This window comes from Pseudonocardia kongjuensis (assembly GCF_039526905.1).
Lineage (GTDB): Bacteria > Actinomycetota > Actinomycetes > Mycobacteriales > Pseudonocardiaceae > Pseudonocardia > Pseudonocardia kongjuensis.
The window spans coordinates 163,204-179,026 of the sequence record NZ_BAAAJK010000005.1; the positions used below are offsets into that span (position 1 = coordinate 163,204).

Here is a 15,823-nt window from a genome sequence, read left to right on the forward strand (position 1 = left end):
CCCCGGCGGATCCGACGATCGGCACCGTCCACCCCCGACGATCGTCAGGCGGCCGGCTCCCGGTGCCGCGGGCAGGGCGCCCCCGGCCGGTCGCCGACGACGACCCGGGCGGCCGCCAGCACCCGCACCACCACCGGCGGACGGCCGGGCCCCAGCCGCAGGTGCCGCCCTTCCCGGTCGGCGTGCCGGCAGCCGGTGAGCACGGCCGCGACGCCGGCGGCCGCCAGGTGGTCGACCCCGGACAGGTCGAGCTCGACGCAGCAGCACCGGTCGAGCCAGCGGATCAGGAACTCGGCGAACGGGGGCGCGGTGGCCGCGTCGAGCCCGCCCCGGCACCGGACCACGACCGACCCGTCGGCGCGGCACTCGGCGGTCGCCCGCAGCGGATCGATCGCGAGCTCCTCGGCCAGCGCGGTCCCGCCGGTCATCGCAGCACGTCGTCGATCACGACGGTCAGCTCCGTGGTGGACAGCCCGGTCAGCGCGCCCACCCGGTCGGCGACGGTCCGCCGGACCCGCTCGGCGAGCGCGTGCAGGTCCTGCCCGTAGTCGGCGGCGAGCACGATCTCGATCGCCGTGCTGGCCCCGGCGACGCCCGCGACGACGCCGTCGCCGGTGCCGTTCGCGTCGAGGGTCCGGCTCAGCGCGACCCGGACCCCGGGCACCGACTGCGCGGACCGGCGGGCGGTCACCACGATCACCCGCGCGGCGATCCGGGTGACGCCGTCCGGGCCGGCCAGCACGGCGTGATCGGGCTCGGACAGCACGCCGCGGATCTGGTGCAGGATCCGGTCGATCCGGCCCTGCGGGGCGGCGACCGGCTGGGCGGCGAGCTCGCGCACCGGCGACCACAGCCGCCCGTACTCGCCCAGCGCCGCCTGGCAGTGCACGCAGCCCTGCTGGTGCCCGTCGCGCCGGTCCGCCCGACCGGCCGCGACCTGATCGAGCAGCTCGTCCACCGAACGCCCGCAGGCCAGCCGGTCGCCCGTCCCGGCGACCTCGTCGTGGCTGGTCATGCCCACTCCCGCAGGGTGTCGAGGAGCCGTCGTCGCGCCCGGTACAACCGTCCGCGGACCGTCGCCTCGGACACGTTCAGGATGGCTGCCACCTCCTGGTACGTCATCTGCTCGATGTCGACGAGCACCACCGGGGCGCGCAGCTCGGCCGGGAGCGCGGTGACCGCGGCGAGCGCCGCGCGGGCGTGCCCCTTCGCCTCCACCTGCAGGTCCGCGCCCGGCGAGACGCCCACGTCCGGATCGTCCAGCGACTCGTACCGGGGACGTCTGTTGATCAGGTTGATGCAGCGGTTCACCACCACCCGGTACAGCCAGGTGGTGAACAGGCTGTCCCCGGCGAAGCCGGTCAGCGCCGTCCACAGCGAGACGACGACGTCCTGCGCGACGTCCTCGGCGTCGTGCGGGTTCCCCACCATCCGCAGCGCGATCCGGTAGATCCGGTCCCGGTGCCTGCGCACCAGCTCCTCGTACGCATCGACGTCGCCGCCCCTGACCTTCCCGATGAGCCAGTCGTCGGCGGCCGCGTCGAGCCGGTCGTTCTCCCCCACCCGCGGCACCTCGGAGCCCCCTCGTTCGAACGCCCGGCCGGGCCCGCCCCCGGGTGGGCCCGGCCGGTCCGAGGCCCGTGAGACCCCCCGGGTGGCTCACGGGGCGTCGGTCCCCTTCCTCGGCATCAGTGGGACACACGCGTTCGCGGATCCTCACGGTCCCGGTTCGGTGATGTGCATCACAGTTCTGCACGATCGTGAAAGCCGTTGCCGCGACGGGCGCCGTCCTGCTGTGCTGCCCGGCATGACCCGCGTCCTGACCCTGCCCGCCGACGGCCCCGTGATCGCCTCCGAGGCCGACGCGATCGACGTCCTCGGCGACGCGTTCGGGCAGCAGGCCGAGCTCGTCGAGATCCCGGTGCAGCGGCTCGACCCGGAGTTCTTCCGGCTGCGCAGCGGACTGGCCGGCGCGATCACCCAGAAGTTCGCCCAGTACGGCGTCCGGCTCACCGTGGTCGGCGACATCTCCCGGTGGACCGCGGAGCCCGGCCCGGTCGCCGACTGGGTCCGCGAGGCCAACGAGGGCGCGGGCACGCTGCGGTTCACCGGATGACGGTGCTGGGCCGGCGGGCGCTGAACCGGGCGACGCTGGCCCGCCAGCACCTGCTCGCCCGGCACGCCCCGGACCCCGGCGGCGGCTCCGGCGTCGCCGGGACCGTCGCGCACCTCGGCGGCCTGCAGGCCCAGGAGCCCCGCGAGCCCTACACCGGCCTGTGGTCCCGGATCGGGGACTTCGATCCGCGCCCCGCCTCGGCCGCGCTGCACGACCGGACGCTGGTGCGCACCGTGCTGATCCGCCGGACCGTGCACCTGGTGACGGCCGCCGACTGCCTCGCCTTCCGCGGCCTGTGCCAGCCGATGATCACCCAGCGGACCTGGGGCGCCCGCCGCGCCGAGCTGCCCGGGGTGGACCCGGCCGCGCTCGCCGACGCGGTGCGGCCGCTGTTCGCCGAGACCCCGCGCACCGGCGGCGAGGTCGCCCGGCTGGTCGCCGACCGGTTCCCGGGAGCGGGCCGGGCCGCGCTGGCCGACGCCGCGGTCTCGGTCGTCCCACTGGTCCAGGTCCCGCCGCGGGGCACCTGGGACGGCGCCGGCCCGGCCCGGCTCACGACCGTCGGCAGCTGGCTGGGCCGCGACCCCGATCCGGAACCGGACGCCGGCCCGCTGGTGCTGCGCTACCTGCGCGCGTTCGGCCCGGCGGCGAGCGCCGACCTGCGCGCCTGGTGCGGGCTGACCGGGCTGCCCGCCGTCGTCGAACGGCTGCGGCCGCGATTGCGGACCTTCCGCGACGAGCGCGGCCGCGAGCTGCTCGACGTCGACGACGCACCCCTGCCCGATCCGGACACCCCGGTCCCGCCGCGGTTCCTGCCCGCCTTCGACAACGTCGTACTCGGGTTCGACGACCGCAGCCGGATCATCGACGACGCGCACCGCGGCCTGAGCGTCACCGGCGCCCGGTTCGTGCTGGTCGACGGCCGGGTCGCCGGCACCTGGACGACGTCGGGGGACGATCTCGCGGTGCACCCGCTGCGGCCGTTCACCCGGGCCGAGTCCGGTGCCGTCGCCGAGGAGGCGGAACGGCTGCGCGGGTTCCTGACCGGCGGGGGCTGACCGGGCTGTTCAGTCCACCGGGCGCCAGGGCCGCGGCGGCAGCGTCGGCATGCCGCTCGGCGAGCACTGCCCGCCGCGCTCCCCGGCCAGCCGGAACACCAGCCAGCCGGACAGCGCCGCCAGGATCGACCCGGTCAGGATGCCGATCTTCGCCTCGGCGATCAGCAGCTCGTCGTCGAGTGCCAGCTCGGTGACGAACAGCGCCACCGTGAACCCGATCCCGGACAGCGCGGACCCGCCCAGCAGCTGGCCCCAGCGCAGCGTGTCCGGCACCCGGCCCAGGCCGGTGCGCAGCACGATCCAGGTGCCCGCCGCGACGCCGATCGGCTTGCCGACCACGAGCCCGAGCACGATGCCCCAGGTCAGCAGGGAGGTCGCGGCCGCGGACAGGGTCTGCGCGTTCAGCAGCACGCCGGCATTGGCGAGCACGAACAGCGGCACGATCACGTAGCTGCTCCACGGCTGGATCCGCTGCTGCAGGCGCTCGTTCGGGGAGACCGCGGTGACCGCGGTGACCTGCGCCGCCCTGGCCCGCTCCGGGGTCGGATCGAGCAGGAAGTTCTTGCCCGCCCCGATCGCGGCCGCCATGTCCTGCCGGCGCGGCGCGTAGGCGTTCACCAGCAGGCCGAGCGCCACCCCGACGACGCTCGGGTGCACCCCGGAACGCAGCACCGCCAGCCAGGTCAGGATGCCGATCACGGCGTAGAACGGGGTCCGCCAGAACCGGACGTGCCGCAGGCCCAGCAGCCCGGCCAGCAGCACCACCGCGATCAGCAGCGCCACCAGGTCGACCTCGTCGGTGTAGAACAGCGCGATCGCCGCGACCGCACCGATGTCGTCGACGATCGCCAGCGCCAGCAGGAACACCCGCAGCTGGTCCGGGCAGCGCGGGCCGAGCAGCGCCAGCACCCCCAGCATCACCGCGGTGTCGGTGGAGATCGCGATGCCCCACGCCCCGGCCGCCTCCCCACCGGCGTTGAGCGAGAGGAACACCAGCGCCGGGACGACGAGCCCGCCGACCGCGGCGGCCGCCGGTGCGGCGATCGCCCGCACCCCCCGCAGCTCGCCGAGCGTCGTCTCGCGGGCGATCTCCAGGCCCACCGACAGGAAGAACAGCACCATCAGGCCGTCGTTCACCCAGTGCCGCAGGTCCAGTGCCAGCTCACCGCCGCCGAGCCGGATCGCCAGCTCGGTGTGCCAGAAGTCCTCGTAGCCGGCGCCGACGTTCGCCCAGGCCAGCGCGGTGACCGCCGCGACGACCAGCAGCACCGCCGATCCGGACTCGGTGCCGAGGAAGCGCCGGGCGGCGTCGGAGAGATCGCCGCGCTCGACCAGGGTGGTGACCGCCATGCGACGATCCTGCCGTTGCGCAGTGCACGCTGTCTGCAGGAGGTGTCCCATCAGCCCGCTCGATCCACCGGTCGGCCCGTACGACCACACCCTGGGACCGTCGACGGCGGAGTTCACGCTGGTCGAGTACGGCGACTACGAGTGCCCCTACTGCCGCGCGGCGGTGCCGGTGATCGGGCAGGTCCGGGAACGGCTGGGCGACCGGCTCCGGTTCGCGTTCCGGCACTTCCCGCTGCACGAACTGCACCCGCACGCGCTCGCCGCGGCACTGGCCGCCGAGATGGCCGCGCTGGAGGGCCGGTTCTGGGAGATGCACGACGCGATGTTCGCCCCCGGCCCGCCCCGGTTGAGCCAGGACGACCTGGCCCGGCACGCCGAGACGGCCGGGGTGCCGCCGGAGCGGGTGCTCTGGCCGGCCACCCGCAAGGTCGAGGACCGGGTGGAGGCCGGGTTCAACGCGGCGGTGCGGGGCGGGGTGCGCGGCACGCCGACCCTGTTCGTCAACGGGTACCAGTACCACGGGGACGTCACCCTCGAGGCCCTGACCGCGGCGCTGGAGCAGGAGCCGGTCAGCTCGTGACGGCCCCCGGCCCGACCAGCAGCACCGGGCACTGCGCGTGCTGGATCAGCGACAGCCCGGTCGACCCCAGCAGCAGCCCGGTGAACCCGCCGCGCCCCCGGGTCGCGACGACCACCAGCGAGGCGTCGGCGCTGCGCGCGGCCAGCGCACGGCTCGGCTCGGAGCGCTCGATCACCCGCTCGACGGCGACGTCCGGGTAGCGCTCCGACCAGCCGGCGAGCCGCTCGGCGAGCGCCCGCTCCTCGTCGTCGCGCAGCCGGTCGAAGGCCCCGGCCGCGCGCAGCGCCGGGGACCGGCCGTCGTGCCAGGCGTAGAGCGCGACCAGCCCCGCACCGTGCGCCGACGCCATCGCGAAGGCGTGCTCCAGCGCGGCGTCGGACAGCGGGCCGCCGTCCACCCCGACCAGCACCGGGGCGCCGTCCCGGGCCGACCCGCGGACCACCACCACCGGGCACCCTGCGTGCGAGGCGACCGCCAGGACGACCGAGCCGAGCGCGGTGCCGATCCGGCCGCGGCCGGACGAGCCGAGCACCACCAGCGACGCCGTCCCGGACGCCTCGCGCAGCACCGACGACGGCGCCTCCGCGTCCTCCCGGGTCTCGACCGCGACGCCCGGCGCGGCCTGCGCCGCGACGTCCCGGGCCGCGTCGAGGACCGCGCGGGCCTCGTCGCGCATGGCGGCCTCGACGTCGTCGAGCAGGGGTGCGACGGAGGCGTCGGCGTAAAGCCCGGCGACGTCGAACGCGTGGACCAGCTCCAGCCCGGCCCGCCGGTGCGCGGCCTCCGCCGCCGCCCACCGGACCGCGTCGAGCGCCGCGTCCGATCCGTCCACCCCGACGACGATCGCACCCATCACCACCACCCCGTTCCCGGCCGGTTCCGATCTCCGGCCTCCACAGTGCTCCCCCGGACCGCACCCCGCATCCCGGGCCCGCGCGGGCGGTGTCGACAGGTCCGCGCGGGCGGTATCGATGGGCCCGCGCGGGCGGTATCGATGGGCCCGCGCGGGCGGTATCGATGGGCCCGCGCGGGCCGTATCGATGGGCCCGCGCGGGCCGTGCCCGGCACCCACGATCCGTCCGAAGATCGCTACGGTGGCGGCCGCCACTGGTGACAGGGAGGTCCCATGCACGCACCGAGCGTTCTCGTCGTCGGCGCCGGCTTCGGCGGAATCGCCGCGGCGATCGAGCTGCGCGCCCACGGCATCCGGGACGTGACCGTCGTCGACGCCGCCCCCGGCATCGGCGGCACCTGGCTGCACAACACCTACCCGGGTGCCGCCTGCGACGTCCCGAGCCACCTGTACTCGTACTCGTTCGCCCAGCGCACCGACTGGTCGCGGCTCTGCTCACCGCAACCGGAGATCCTGGCCTACCTGCAGGACGTGGCCCGCGAGTTCGGCGTCGCCGACCTGGTCGAGACCGGCGTCCGGATCGTCTCCGCCGACCGGCCCCGCGCGGACGGCCCGTGGACCGCCACCGCCGAGGACGGCCGCACCTGGACCGCGGACGTCCTGATCGTGGCGACCGGCCAGCTCAACCGCCCGGTCGTGCCGGACATCCCCGGGATCGACACGTTCGCCGGGCACACCTTCCACTCGGCCCGCTGGGACCACGACCACGACCTGCGCGGCCGCCGGGTCGCGGTGATCGGGACCGGGGCGAGCGCGGTCCAGTTCGTGCCGGCGATCGCGCCGCAGGTCGGGCAGCTGAGCGTCTTCCAGCGGACCGGGAACTGGTTCCTGCCGCGCCGGAACCGGGCCTTCCCGGCGTGGTGGCGGGCCGCGATCCGGCGGGTCCCCGGCCTGCAACGCTGGCGCCGCCGGTTCATCACCGAGTACTGCGAGTCGATCACCCTGATGATCCGGCACCCGGCCACCTGGGGCCGCGTGGGACGGCTGTACTCGACCCTGTTCATGCGGGCCCAGCTGCGCGACCCGGAGCTGCGGCGCAAGGTCTGGCCGGACTACACCTTCGGCTGCAAGCGGGTGCTGTTCAGCTCGCACTGGCTGCCCGCCCTGCAGCGGGACAACGTGTCGCTGGAGACCGAGAAGGTCACCGCGATCGTGCCGGAGGGGGTGCGCACCGCCGACGGGCGGACGCACGAGGTGGACACGATCATCTGGGGCACCGGGTTCGCGGCCACCGACTTCATGTTCCCGATGGCGGTCACCGGCCCCGGCGGGCGCTCGCTGGCCGACGAGTGGTCCGGCGGCGCGCACGCCTACCTGGGGATGACGGTGCCCGGGTTCCCGTCGATGTTCGTCCTCTACGGACCGAACACCAACACCTCCGGCGGGTCGATCATCCGCTACCTGGAGCACCAGGTCCGCTACGTCCGGGAGACCCTGCAGGAGGCGCAGCGGCGCGGGAGCAGCGCGGTGGAGGTGCGCTCCGACGTCGAGCGGACCTACGACGCGGAGCTGCAGGCCCGGTTCACCGGCACCGCCTGGACCCGCTGCGACTCCTGGTACCGCGACGACACCGGCCGGATCGTCACCAACTGGCCCGGCTACATGCGCGAGTACGACGACCGCACCCGCCGCGTGGACCCCACCGACTACGTCTTCCACGCGCCGTCGCGACCGGCCTGATCCACGGTTCACACCCCGTCGCCGCGGTCCGCACCGGTCGCGGCGGGTGCGGACCGCGGTGCGGGGGTGTGAACCGGCCGCGACGCCGTCCGCCCCGCATCCCGTGGCGGCGGGATACGGGGCGGAGGCTTGCCGGCGTGTTCAGCCGGCGGGTCTCAGCAGCTCGTCGGGTTGTCCCGGTTCTGGGCGGCGCCTCCCCCGAGGATCCCGAGCACGTTGCCCACCGCGGCGTTGATGCCGGGGCAGACGTCGACGTTGTTGAGGACGTTGACGTCGTCGAGGTTCACCAGACCGAACTGGTCGCCCCGGGTGTTGCCGACGTCCTGGACGAACGAGTCGCCGTCGCCGTCGCCGTCGGTGGCCGGAGCCGCCGACGCGAGCGGGCTGAAGGCGACCAGCGCCGCGACGACGGCGATCCCGGTGACCGCGAGCTTCCTGCGCATGTCTCTCTCCCCGATCGTGTGTCCGGTGGGACGGACGTGCCGCACGAGTGCCGTGCGCACTGCCGGGACTTCTGTGCGTCGCGGCAAGCGGACGGTAGGCAGGCGGTCACCGGCGGGGATACGGCAACGACCCGGACGGGTGACCCGGTGACGACCGGTGCCGGAACGGAGGTGTGAAACGGCGCGGACGGGTTCCCGCACGACGACGGACACGGACCGTTCCCGAGCGACCGGCCACCGTCGCACCGGGTGACGACACACCGAGCCGGACGTTCCGCGGCGCACCACCCACCGGAGTGATTCCGTGACGGCGTGTCGCAGGCTCCGGCGTGTCGGCACTTGATCCTCACGCGATGTGAGGCCGCATCGTCGATCCTGCCGTCACGACGTGACGGCCCGACAGGAGGGGTACGGGTGAGGGTGGGTGAGCTCGCCGGCGCGACCGGGCTGACGGTGCGCACGCTGCACCACTGGGAGGAGCGCGGGCTGGTGGTGCCGTCGGCGCGCACGCCGTCGGGCCACCGGGTCTACGACGACGCCGCTCGCCGGTGTCGTCGAGCGGTTGCGGGACACGCCGGACCCGGCCCCGTCGGACGTACTGAGGATGATCGACGAGGTGAGCAGGGTGAACGAGACCTTCGCGCAGTACTTCACACCCGAGCAGGTCGCCGGGCTGCAGGCCCGGCGGGTCGAGGGCGAGGCGACGGCCGCGCAGTGGCCGGACCTGATCGCGGCGGTGCGGGCCGAGATGGATGCCGGGACCGACCCGTCCCATCCGCGGGTGCGGGCGCTGGCGGACCGGTGGGCGGAGCTGCTGGCGGCGTTCCACCGCGGGGACCCCGAGCTGCGGGCGCGGCTCGACCGGATGCGCACGGAGAACCCCGCCGAGGTGAGCGCGGCGGGCGCTCCGGACCAGGCGATGATCGACTGGATCGGACGGGTGCCGCGCGGCTGAGCGGTGCGCGCAACTGCGCGCACCTCGTCACGAGCGGATCAGCGCCTGCACGATCTCCAGATGCCGGCGGCTCTCGCCCGAGACCGTGCCGCGCGCGGACTCGCGCTCGTGGATCCGTGACACGGCGGCGCCATCGAGGTTCCAGGAGCGGGCGATCTCCACCAGCCGGTCCGTCTCCGCGCTGGAGATCCCGCCGCTGTCCAGCGCCAGCACGACGGCGTCGGCGTAGGCCGTTTCGGCCGTGGCGGCACGGCGGGCGACCGGGGTCCGTCGTGCTGCGGTCATTCCGCCGCCACGATGCAGGAACCGGCCGGAGGGCGGCACCGGGCTCCACGGCCCGGGAATCGCCGTCGAGGTGACGCCGAGATCCAGGACGTTCGGCGCACCCGCACTCGAGATCTGCGCCGCCAGCAGTCCCGCTGCGGCACGTGCATCACCGAGTGCGGTGTGCGCCGGACCGACGTCCACACCGAACGCCGCGCAGGCGTCCGCGAGGCTGCGGCCGGGCCGGTCATTCGCTCCCGGGAGCCGGTCGAGCAGCTCCATCGTGCACAGCGCGGGCCATGCCGGCGGGACCACCCCGGTCCGCTCGAACTCGGCCCGCAGGAAGGAGATGTCGAACCGCGCGTTGTGTGCGACCACGATCCGGCCGGACAGCAGCTCCGCGACGTCCCCCGCCACATCCGCGAACGAGGGCGCGCCGGCGAGATCCTCCGGCCGCAGTCCGTGAACGTGGACCGGGCCGGGATCACGCCCCGGATCGAGCAGGGAATGCCAGCTGTCCTCCACCGAGCCGTCCGGCAGGCAGCGGACCACGGCGATCTCGACGATCCGGTGCCCGCCCCCGGGCGCCAGGCCGGTCGTCTCGACATCGACGACGGCGAATCCGGTACCTGCCGGGATGCCTCGGACCGGCTCCTGCGCTGCGGGCGTCATCGGGCCCGGTGCGGCGTGGTCCGTGGCTGCGGAACCGGGGGCCCGGTGGCGGACCCAGTCCCACACGGCGTCCACGTCGAGGGCACGCGCCGCGTAAGCCTCGTCCAGCAGATCGGGGGACAGCACGTCGTCCCACTTCTCCTCGGCCTTCGCCGCGACCGCAGCAGCCAGGTGGGTGGGCTCCGGTGGGCTGGCCTGGGCGAGCGTGTCCAGGACCTGTTCGACGAGCGCGACGGGGGCCGTGACCCGTAGCGCCGGTCCTTCCCGATCACCGCGCAGGCCGTGCTGGTGGAGGGCGACGAGCAGGGTGTCGAGCATCCGATCGCCCCGCCAGGGCAGCACCAGCGTGGATCGCCCGGTCGCGATGATGTCGCGGTCGTGCAGCCCGAGCCGCTCGAACGCCGAGCGGGCCGCGGTGAGCAGATCGCGGGCGCCGTCATCCACCAGGTCCGCGATGCCGTCGTCCTCACCCTGGTAGATCGCGAGCATCTCGGCGCGGACACGGTCGTGCACCCGGGCCGCCCCGCCGCCGGGGAAGGCGACCACGGTGCCCTGATTGTCCGGAACGACCTCCACCAGTGAGTCGGCCTGGTGCACCGCGATCACCCGCCATCGCCGGCCGGCGAGAACGAGTCCGCGGTCCGGCACCAGTGGTGAGGCGGCACTCACCGAGCCGATCTCCTGGCCGCCGGCCACCACCCGGTAGGCCGCGGGCGTTGCGAAGGCAGCAAGAAAGCCGTAGTGCTCGATCTCGCGTTCGCCGCGTGTTCCCGGCAGCAGGGTCCCGTCACCCGCGGTCGTCAGGAGCTCTGCGCCGTGCATCGCACCGAGCAGCCGGTGGAAGGTGTCGCCACCGACCCGGCGGAACGGTCCCCGGGAGCACAGCGCCGATTCGGCCTGCTCCGGTGTGACCCCGCCGAACTGTGCGCTGAGGGACAGCACCTGCTGGACGAGCGTCGACAGGTGGAGACCACCGTGCTCGGGTGGTTCGCACCAGTCGTGCACCCGGACCAGGCGGAGCATCGCGAGGGCCTGGACGAGTTGCGGACGCAGCTCGTCGACCGGCTCCGGATCCACACCGAGCTCCGGCTCGGCGACGTAGACCCGAAGGATCGACGGCTCGCCGGGTCTGCGACCGGAGCGCCCCCAGCGCTGCCGCAGGGCCGCCACCGACGGCGGCGGCCCGACCTGCGCGACCTCCCGCACCTGGCCGATGTCGATCCCCATCTCGAGGGTCGACGTACACACGGCCGTCCCGGGCAGGTCGGAGCCACGCAGACGGTCCTCGACATCCTCCCGCTCCGCCTTGGACAGGCTCCCGTGGTGCGCGAAGAACTCGTTCGGTGTGCGTTGCCGCTCGCACTCCTGGCGCAGCCGGTCGGCGTAGTACTCGACATCGGTGCGGGCGTTGGCGAAGACGAGGTTCGTCGAGCCACGCAGGCCGCGGTAGAGGCGCCGGGCGATCGCCGACGAGCCACCCGTTCCAGCGGTCACGTGGTGTGCGTACACCCGGGTGCGCCGGGACCTGCCGTCCACCGCGGATTCGATGACATGCACCTTGGGCCCGCCCCCGGGGCGCAGCGCCTCCGCGGCGTCGTCGAGCTTCCCGACGGTCGCCGACAACCCGATCCGTGGGATCCGGCGGCGGGCGAGCAGGTCGAGCCGGTGCATCAGGGACGCCAGCTGCGCACCCCGGGGGCTTCCCGGGAACGCGTGCAGCTCGTCGACGATCACGAACCGGAGATCGCTGAACAGGGCCTTCGCGCGATCGCCCCGATGGCACAGGATCCCCTCGACGGACTCCGGGGTGATCAGCAGGACGCCCGCACGGTCGCGCCACACCCGCCCGCGCCGGGCTGCCGTCACGTCCCCGTGCCAGGGATGGACCGGGATACCAAGTTCCTCGCCGATCGGTTCCAGCCGCCGTGTCTGGTCGTTGATCAACGCCTTCAGCGGGGACAGGTAGAGGACCTCCACCCCGCCGGGGGTCCGGCCGGAGGCTCTGCGCTCGACCAGGTGCGACAGCGCCGGGAGGAAGGCTGCCTCGGTCTTCCCCGCCGCTGTCGCCGCGGTGATGAGCACGTCCCGGTCCGCCGCCAGCACCGGCTCGACAGCCCGCGCCTGCACGTCGTGCAGCCCGGTCCAGCCCTGCCCGTGGATCCACCGCCGGACGGGTTCCGCGAGCCGGGCGTAGGCGGTGTCAGAAGCTGACGAGGTCATCGTCGGCGTCCTCGTCCAACGGCTCCAGATCGGGATTGCTCTCCACCGCAACGCTCGTCTGTCCCAGGACCTCCTGCCAGCCGCGTCCCGGATTCTGCTCCAGCAGCGCGAGAAGATCGCAGAACGCCTTGATCGTGTTTCGCGGGGTGCGGAAGTACGCCTCGCCGATCTGACGGCGGCAATGGGCCATGAACGCGTCGATCGCCTCGTCCGGGACGAGGTATTTCTGCGGGTCTCCCGAGGCGTGGACGTGGCGTACGTTCTCCAGCAGGACGTGGAAGTCCTCCTGGGAGAGCTGCTCCAGCCTCAGCACGGGCCCCGAGTAGTCGACGAGCTCGTCGGTGGCGAAACGGTTCTCACCGAGCCGGGAGGCGAGCGCGCCGTAGGAGTACAGGCCCCGTCGCGAATCGGACAGGAAGTCCGGGGTCCCCCCGAAGACGAAGCCCAGGCCTTCGGCATTGCCCTGCAGGACGTCGTTGACGATCCGCAGGATCTGCTCGTAGTTCGCCTCGCGGGCACCTTTGTGCGCGATCTTGTAGAGGTTGACCATCTCGTCCAGGCACACCAGGAGACCCTGGTAGCCGGCGAGCCGCACGAAGCGGGCGAGCAGCTTCAGCTGGTCGTAGAACGACCCGTCGTCGACGATCGTCCGGACGCCCAGATCGGACCTCGCTTCGGTCTTCGTGGAGTACTCGCCGCGGAGCCAGCGGACCGCGTGCGCCTGCAGCGCATCGTCATCGGTGTCGTGGCCACGCCAGTAGGCGTCGATGACGTGCGCGAAGTCGTACCCGCCGACGAGCTCGGTGAGTTCCTCCAGCCGCGAACGGATGACCTTGCTGGGGCTGCTGCCCTGGTCCCGGGCCGTGTCCATCGCCTGGGTCACGAAACGTTCGACGACCGCGGCGAGTGCGCCGTCCGGCCGGGCCTGGGTCCCCGTGTTGCGCATGAGCTCGGTGTAGAGCCCGCGTGCCTGGCCACCGGAGGACGCCAACCGGCGACCCGGGTTCAGGTCCGCGTGCAGGGTGACCAGCTTCTTCTGGGCAGCGACCGCTCGGACGAGGTTCAGGAAGAAGGTCTTCCCCGAGCCGTAGTCGCCGATCACGAACCGGACTGCCGAGCCACCGTCGGAGATACGTGCGATGTCCGCCAGCAGCGCGCTCAGCTCCTGGTGCCGACCGACCTGGATCAGATGCTGCCCGGTACGGGGCACGACACCGGCCCGCAACGACTGGATGAGTGCGTCGCGCTCTCGGGCCTTGATCCTTGTGGGTCGGTTCATGCGCGCATCTCCTCCAGAACTTCGCGGTCGACGGCGACGGCCCCGCCGTCCTTCAGCTCGATCACGGGGTCGCCGACGATGTCGAAAGCGGCCTCGTTCACCACGTCCAGTGCGCCGTCCGGCAGCACCGCGAGCCGCGAGCACGCCTGCTCGAGCTCGGGCCGGGTCCACGCCCCGGCCTCGGCGAGCTCGAACAGCAGCGCCGAGTGACGCTGGTCCAGGCTGCCGACCAGCTCCACCGGGGACGGCGCGGAGCCGGGCCCGGAGTGGTGCTCCCCCGCGGCGTCCTCGGCGATGTCGTCGGCCTCGTCGTCGGCCTCGTCGCCTGCCTCGTCGTCATCGTCGGCGAAGATCGCACCGAGAAGAGCACGGACGTCGGCGTTCGATGCCTGGGTGCGCGCGAGCCGTTCCTCGTCGAGCGCCACGAGCCGGGGCGGCCCGGCCGGTGCGACGGCGGGGGACGGCTCGGCCCCGTCCTGCTCGCGGCCAGGATCGGCCGGCCCGGCCCGGACGACATCCGCCCCGGCGTCCTCGGTGGTGTCGGTCGTGCCCGGAGCGGCCAACCTCGCCTCGGCCTCGCTGACATCGACACCCAGCAGGCGGTGGACCGCGAGGACGGTGCGTCGTTCGGCTTCCTCGACCTGGCCGTCCGCCATGGCGATGTCGGTGACGGCGACGGCGAGCTCTCTGCGTGCCTGTTCGTCCAGTTCACGGGCCCGGGACGCGACCTCGTCCAGGTCGATGGCGTTCGCCCCGACGAGGCGACGGTGCGCGACCAGCCGCGCGCGCTCGGCGACGGACAGGTCCTCGATCCGGTCCAGCCGGTCGGCGAGCAGCCCCGCTTCCGCATCATCGACGCTGCCGTCCGCCGCAGCGACCGCGAGGCACAGCTCCGCCGTGACCGCAGCGAGCACATAGGACGGCGACGGTGCCGCCGCGGCCGCCGCTCCGATCCGGAAGAGCACCACCGGGCCGTCCGGTGGAATCGGGCGGCCACCGAACCGGACGTCCGGCTCGATGCCGACGCCGTGCTTCTCCAGGATCTGGGCGAGTGCGACCGAGTCGGCCTTGTCCAGACGCCCGTCCGCGCCGCCGGCCGTCCACAGCGACGTCAGCTGCCGGCCGGAGGCCACCACCGGATCGGCCCCGGACGTGCTCTGCCGCGCCCACTCGATGAGCGGTGCGGCAGCGGCTCCGGCCGGGCTCTCGGCGAGCAGGAGATCGGGCAGCAGAGCGGCGGCCGCGACGCCGGAGACGCGCTCCGGGTGCCGGGTGGCCCATCTCGCGAAGGGCTGCAACTCCTGCTCGACCTCGTCGGTGATCTCGGCCAGCACCGCGGACGGGGTGGGATGGGACAGCACGTCGGAGGCGTCTGCGATCGTCCGCTCGAGCGGGCGCGGCAACGAGGGGTTGGCCGGTTCGTAGCCGAGCACCAGACGACGGCGGCGGGTCGGCACCAGCAGTCCCCGTGGGTGCCGCTCGGTGAACCGGTGGCGCCACAGGGAGGCGAACGCCCCGGGAACCTGGGTGGCGGCGTCCTGCCGCGGATGGTCCGGGTGATACCAGGCCCACGCCAGAGCCCACTCGACCGTGACCGGCTCCCGCGCCAGTGCCCGGCGACCGATCTCCACCGCCAACTCCGCCGGCGGGCCTGCCGTCACCAGGTCGAGAGCAGGTGGTCCGGCCGGCCGGACCGGCACCGACAGTCCGGCGACGAGGGCAGCGACAGCGGGCGACCGGCCGTAGACGGCACCGATCGCACGCGCTTCGGCCGCCAGGATGGGGTCGTCGTCGGCGTCGGCGATCATGCGACGCTCGAGTCCCCACAGGTACAGCTCCGCCCACACGGCGGGTGCCTCGGGCACCCGGCGCCCCGAGGCGAGCCACACCAGGTACGCGGCGCGGGCCGAGGGACTGAGCCGGTCGTAGCGGAGATCCGTGACAGTGGCCGCGTCCCAGTCCGGAAATCCCCGGTCGACCGGAAGATACGGATCCACGGTGGAGGGCTCGTCACCCGGCCCGAACCAGAACGCTCCGCAGCGGATGGTGATCCCGGCGACCGTGACGACCCGGCCCGGCGGGCACCAGTCCGACCCGGCCGGGGCCGGGTCCACGTTCCCCGTCGTCACAGCGCCGCTGCTCCCGTCCCTCGCCGAGGTTGAACCGAGCCTGAGCCCGGCTACACGAGGGTGTCAGATACTCCGTAGGGCGCGCACGGTCAGCCTGATCGGCTGTCTCCGCATTGCGGCATACGGCCCTGGTGGAATCCCGCGGAGCAGTTCTCGGGGTGCTG

The 15,823-nt window shown here is 73.7% G+C and carries 14 protein-coding genes and 1 pseudogene; 6 read left to right on the top strand and 9 right to left on the bottom strand.

The window, feature by feature from the left end; translation table 11 throughout:
* Window positions 1-44: 44 nt before the first annotated feature.
* Genes ABD160_RS07110 through ABD160_RS07120 form a run of 3 tightly spaced genes read right to left on the bottom strand, consistent with a single transcriptional unit; the run spans window position 45 to window position 1,563 of the window.
* Window positions 45-428, bottom strand: a complete 384-nt coding sequence (locus tag ABD160_RS07110; protein WP_344019640.1) for an STAS domain-containing protein — start codon at window positions 426-428, stop codon at window positions 45-47.
* Entirely contained in the window at window positions 425-1,015 is a 591-nt protein-coding gene (locus tag ABD160_RS07115) for an Asp23/Gls24 family envelope stress response protein (protein WP_344019642.1), read from the bottom strand. Before ABD160_RS07115 ends, ABD160_RS07110 begins: the two co-directional genes overlap by 4 nt.
* Window positions 1,012-1,563 (bottom strand): RNA polymerase sigma factor, encoded by a 552-nt coding sequence (locus tag ABD160_RS07120; RefSeq protein WP_344019644.1) that lies wholly within the window; start codon window positions 1,561-1,563, stop codon window positions 1,012-1,014. The genes ABD160_RS07115 and ABD160_RS07120 overlap by 4 nt, the downstream gene beginning before the upstream one ends.
* A 244-nt stretch (window positions 1,564-1,807) precedes the next feature.
* Here ABD160_RS07120 and ABD160_RS07125 point away from each other — a divergent pair, with 244 nt between their 5' ends.
* Window positions 1,808-2,116 (top strand): DUF4180 domain-containing protein, encoded by a 309-nt coding sequence (locus ABD160_RS07125; RefSeq protein ID WP_344019646.1) that lies wholly within the window; start codon window positions 1,808-1,810, stop codon window positions 2,114-2,116.
* Complete coding sequence (locus ABD160_RS07130; protein WP_344019648.1) at window positions 2,113-3,174, top strand: winged helix DNA-binding domain-containing protein; 1,062 nt, start codon at window positions 2,113-2,115, stop codon at window positions 3,172-3,174. The genes ABD160_RS07125 and ABD160_RS07130 overlap by 4 nt, the downstream gene beginning before the upstream one ends.
* 9 nt (window positions 3,175-3,183) lie before the next feature.
* Here the strand turns inward: ABD160_RS07130 and nhaA are convergent, their stop codons facing one another.
* Window positions 3,184-4,524, bottom strand: coding sequence for a Na+/H+ antiporter NhaA (gene nhaA / locus ABD160_RS07135; protein WP_344019650.1), 1,341 nt, complete (start codon window positions 4,522-4,524; stop codon window positions 3,184-3,186).
* A gap of 22 nt (window positions 4,525-4,546) precedes the next feature.
* On the opposite strand from nhaA, the gene ABD160_RS07140 reads away from it, so the two are divergent.
* On the top strand, window positions 4,547-5,104 hold the full coding sequence (locus ABD160_RS07140) for a DsbA family protein (protein ID WP_344019652.1): 558 nt from the start codon (window positions 4,547-4,549) through the stop codon (window positions 5,102-5,104).
* Here ABD160_RS07140 and ABD160_RS07145 read toward each other — a convergent pair.
* The gene (locus ABD160_RS07145) at window positions 5,094-5,957 is read right to left on the bottom strand and encodes a universal stress protein (RefSeq protein WP_344019654.1); all 864 of its coding nucleotides are present in this window, start codon (window positions 5,955-5,957) and stop codon (window positions 5,094-5,096) included. The two genes, ABD160_RS07140 and ABD160_RS07145, sit on opposite strands and share 11 nt — an antisense overlap.
* 273 nt (window positions 5,958-6,230) lie before the next feature.
* Between ABD160_RS07145 and ABD160_RS07150 the strand changes: the two genes are divergently transcribed.
* Window positions 6,231-7,697, top strand: a complete 1,467-nt coding sequence (locus ABD160_RS07150) for a flavin-containing monooxygenase (protein ID WP_344019656.1) — start codon at window positions 6,231-6,233, stop codon at window positions 7,695-7,697.
* 155 nt (window positions 7,698-7,852) lie between these two features.
* On the opposite strand, the gene ABD160_RS07155 is transcribed toward ABD160_RS07150, so the two are convergent.
* Complete coding sequence (locus ABD160_RS07155) at window positions 7,853-8,140, bottom strand: hypothetical protein (protein ID WP_344019658.1); 288 nt, start codon at window positions 8,138-8,140, stop codon at window positions 7,853-7,855.
* Between the two features lie 420 nt (window positions 8,141-8,560).
* Here ABD160_RS07155 and ABD160_RS07160 point away from each other — a divergent pair.
* Both ABD160_RS07160 and ABD160_RS07165 read left to right on the top strand, forming a co-directional pair.
* Window positions 8,561-8,668: pseudogene (locus ABD160_RS07160) on the top strand (MerR family DNA-binding transcriptional regulator); the annotation flags it as partial.
* An 88-nt stretch (window positions 8,669-8,756) separates the two neighbouring features.
* Window positions 8,757-9,095 carry a TipAS antibiotic-recognition domain-containing protein gene (locus tag ABD160_RS07165; RefSeq protein ID WP_344019660.1) on the top strand — a complete coding sequence of 113 codons (339 nt, stop codon included), beginning with the start codon at window positions 8,757-8,759 and terminating at the stop codon, window positions 9,093-9,095.
* 27 nt (window positions 9,096-9,122) lie between these two features.
* Here ABD160_RS07165 and ABD160_RS07170 read toward each other — a convergent pair whose 3' ends face one another.
* Genes ABD160_RS07170 through ABD160_RS07180 form a run of 3 tightly spaced genes read right to left on the bottom strand, consistent with a single transcriptional unit; the run spans window position 9,123 to window position 15,659 of the window.
* On the bottom strand, window positions 9,123-12,251 hold the full coding sequence (locus tag ABD160_RS07170; protein WP_344019662.1) for a DEAD/DEAH box helicase: 3,129 nt from the start codon (window positions 12,249-12,251) through the stop codon (window positions 9,123-9,125).
* Window positions 12,232-13,530 carry an ATP-binding protein gene (locus ABD160_RS07175; protein WP_344019664.1) on the bottom strand — a complete coding sequence of 433 codons (1,299 nt, stop codon included), beginning with the start codon at window positions 13,528-13,530 and terminating at the stop codon, window positions 12,232-12,234. Before ABD160_RS07175 ends, ABD160_RS07170 begins: the two co-directional genes overlap by 20 nt.
* A complete protein-coding gene (locus tag ABD160_RS07180) occupies window positions 13,527-15,659 on the bottom strand; it encodes a TerB N-terminal domain-containing protein (RefSeq protein ID WP_344019666.1) in 2,133 nt (710 codons plus the stop codon). The genes ABD160_RS07175 and ABD160_RS07180 overlap by 4 nt, the downstream gene beginning before the upstream one ends.
* Window positions 15,660-15,823 lie beyond the last annotated feature (164 nt).

What these genes read in the sequence shown, in the direction of transcription:
- ABD160_RS07110 (WP_344019640.1), bottom strand. Translation starts at nt 428, where the DNA reads ATGACCGGCGGGACCGCGCTGGCCGAGGAGCTCGCGATCGATCCGCTG.
- ABD160_RS07115 (WP_344019642.1), bottom strand. Translation starts at nt 1,015, where the DNA reads ATGACCAGCCACGACGAGGTCGCCGGGACGGGCGACCGGCTGGCCTGC.
- ABD160_RS07125 (WP_344019646.1), top strand. Translation starts at nt 1,808, where the DNA reads ATGACCCGCGTCCTGACCCTGCCCGCCGACGGCCCCGTGATCGCCTCC.
- ABD160_RS07130 (WP_344019648.1), top strand. Translation starts at nt 2,113, where the DNA reads ATGACGGTGCTGGGCCGGCGGGCGCTGAACCGGGCGACGCTGGCCCGC.
- nhaA (WP_344019650.1), bottom strand. Translation starts at nt 4,524, where the DNA reads ATGGCGGTCACCACCCTGGTCGAGCGCGGCGATCTCTCCGACGCCGCC.
- ABD160_RS07145 (WP_344019654.1), bottom strand. Translation starts at nt 5,957, where the DNA reads ATGGGTGCGATCGTCGTCGGGGTGGACGGATCGGACGCGGCGCTCGAC.
- ABD160_RS07150 (WP_344019656.1), top strand. Translation starts at nt 6,231, where the DNA reads ATGCACGCACCGAGCGTTCTCGTCGTCGGCGCCGGCTTCGGCGGAATC.
- ABD160_RS07155 (WP_344019658.1), bottom strand. Translation starts at nt 8,140, where the DNA reads ATGCGCAGGAAGCTCGCGGTCACCGGGATCGCCGTCGTCGCGGCGCTG.
- ABD160_RS07170 (WP_344019662.1), bottom strand. Translation starts at nt 12,251, where the DNA reads ATGACCTCGTCAGCTTCTGACACCGCCTACGCCCGGCTCGCGGAACCC.
- ABD160_RS07175 (WP_344019664.1), bottom strand. Translation starts at nt 13,530, where the DNA reads ATGAACCGACCCACAAGGATCAAGGCCCGAGAGCGCGACGCACTCATC.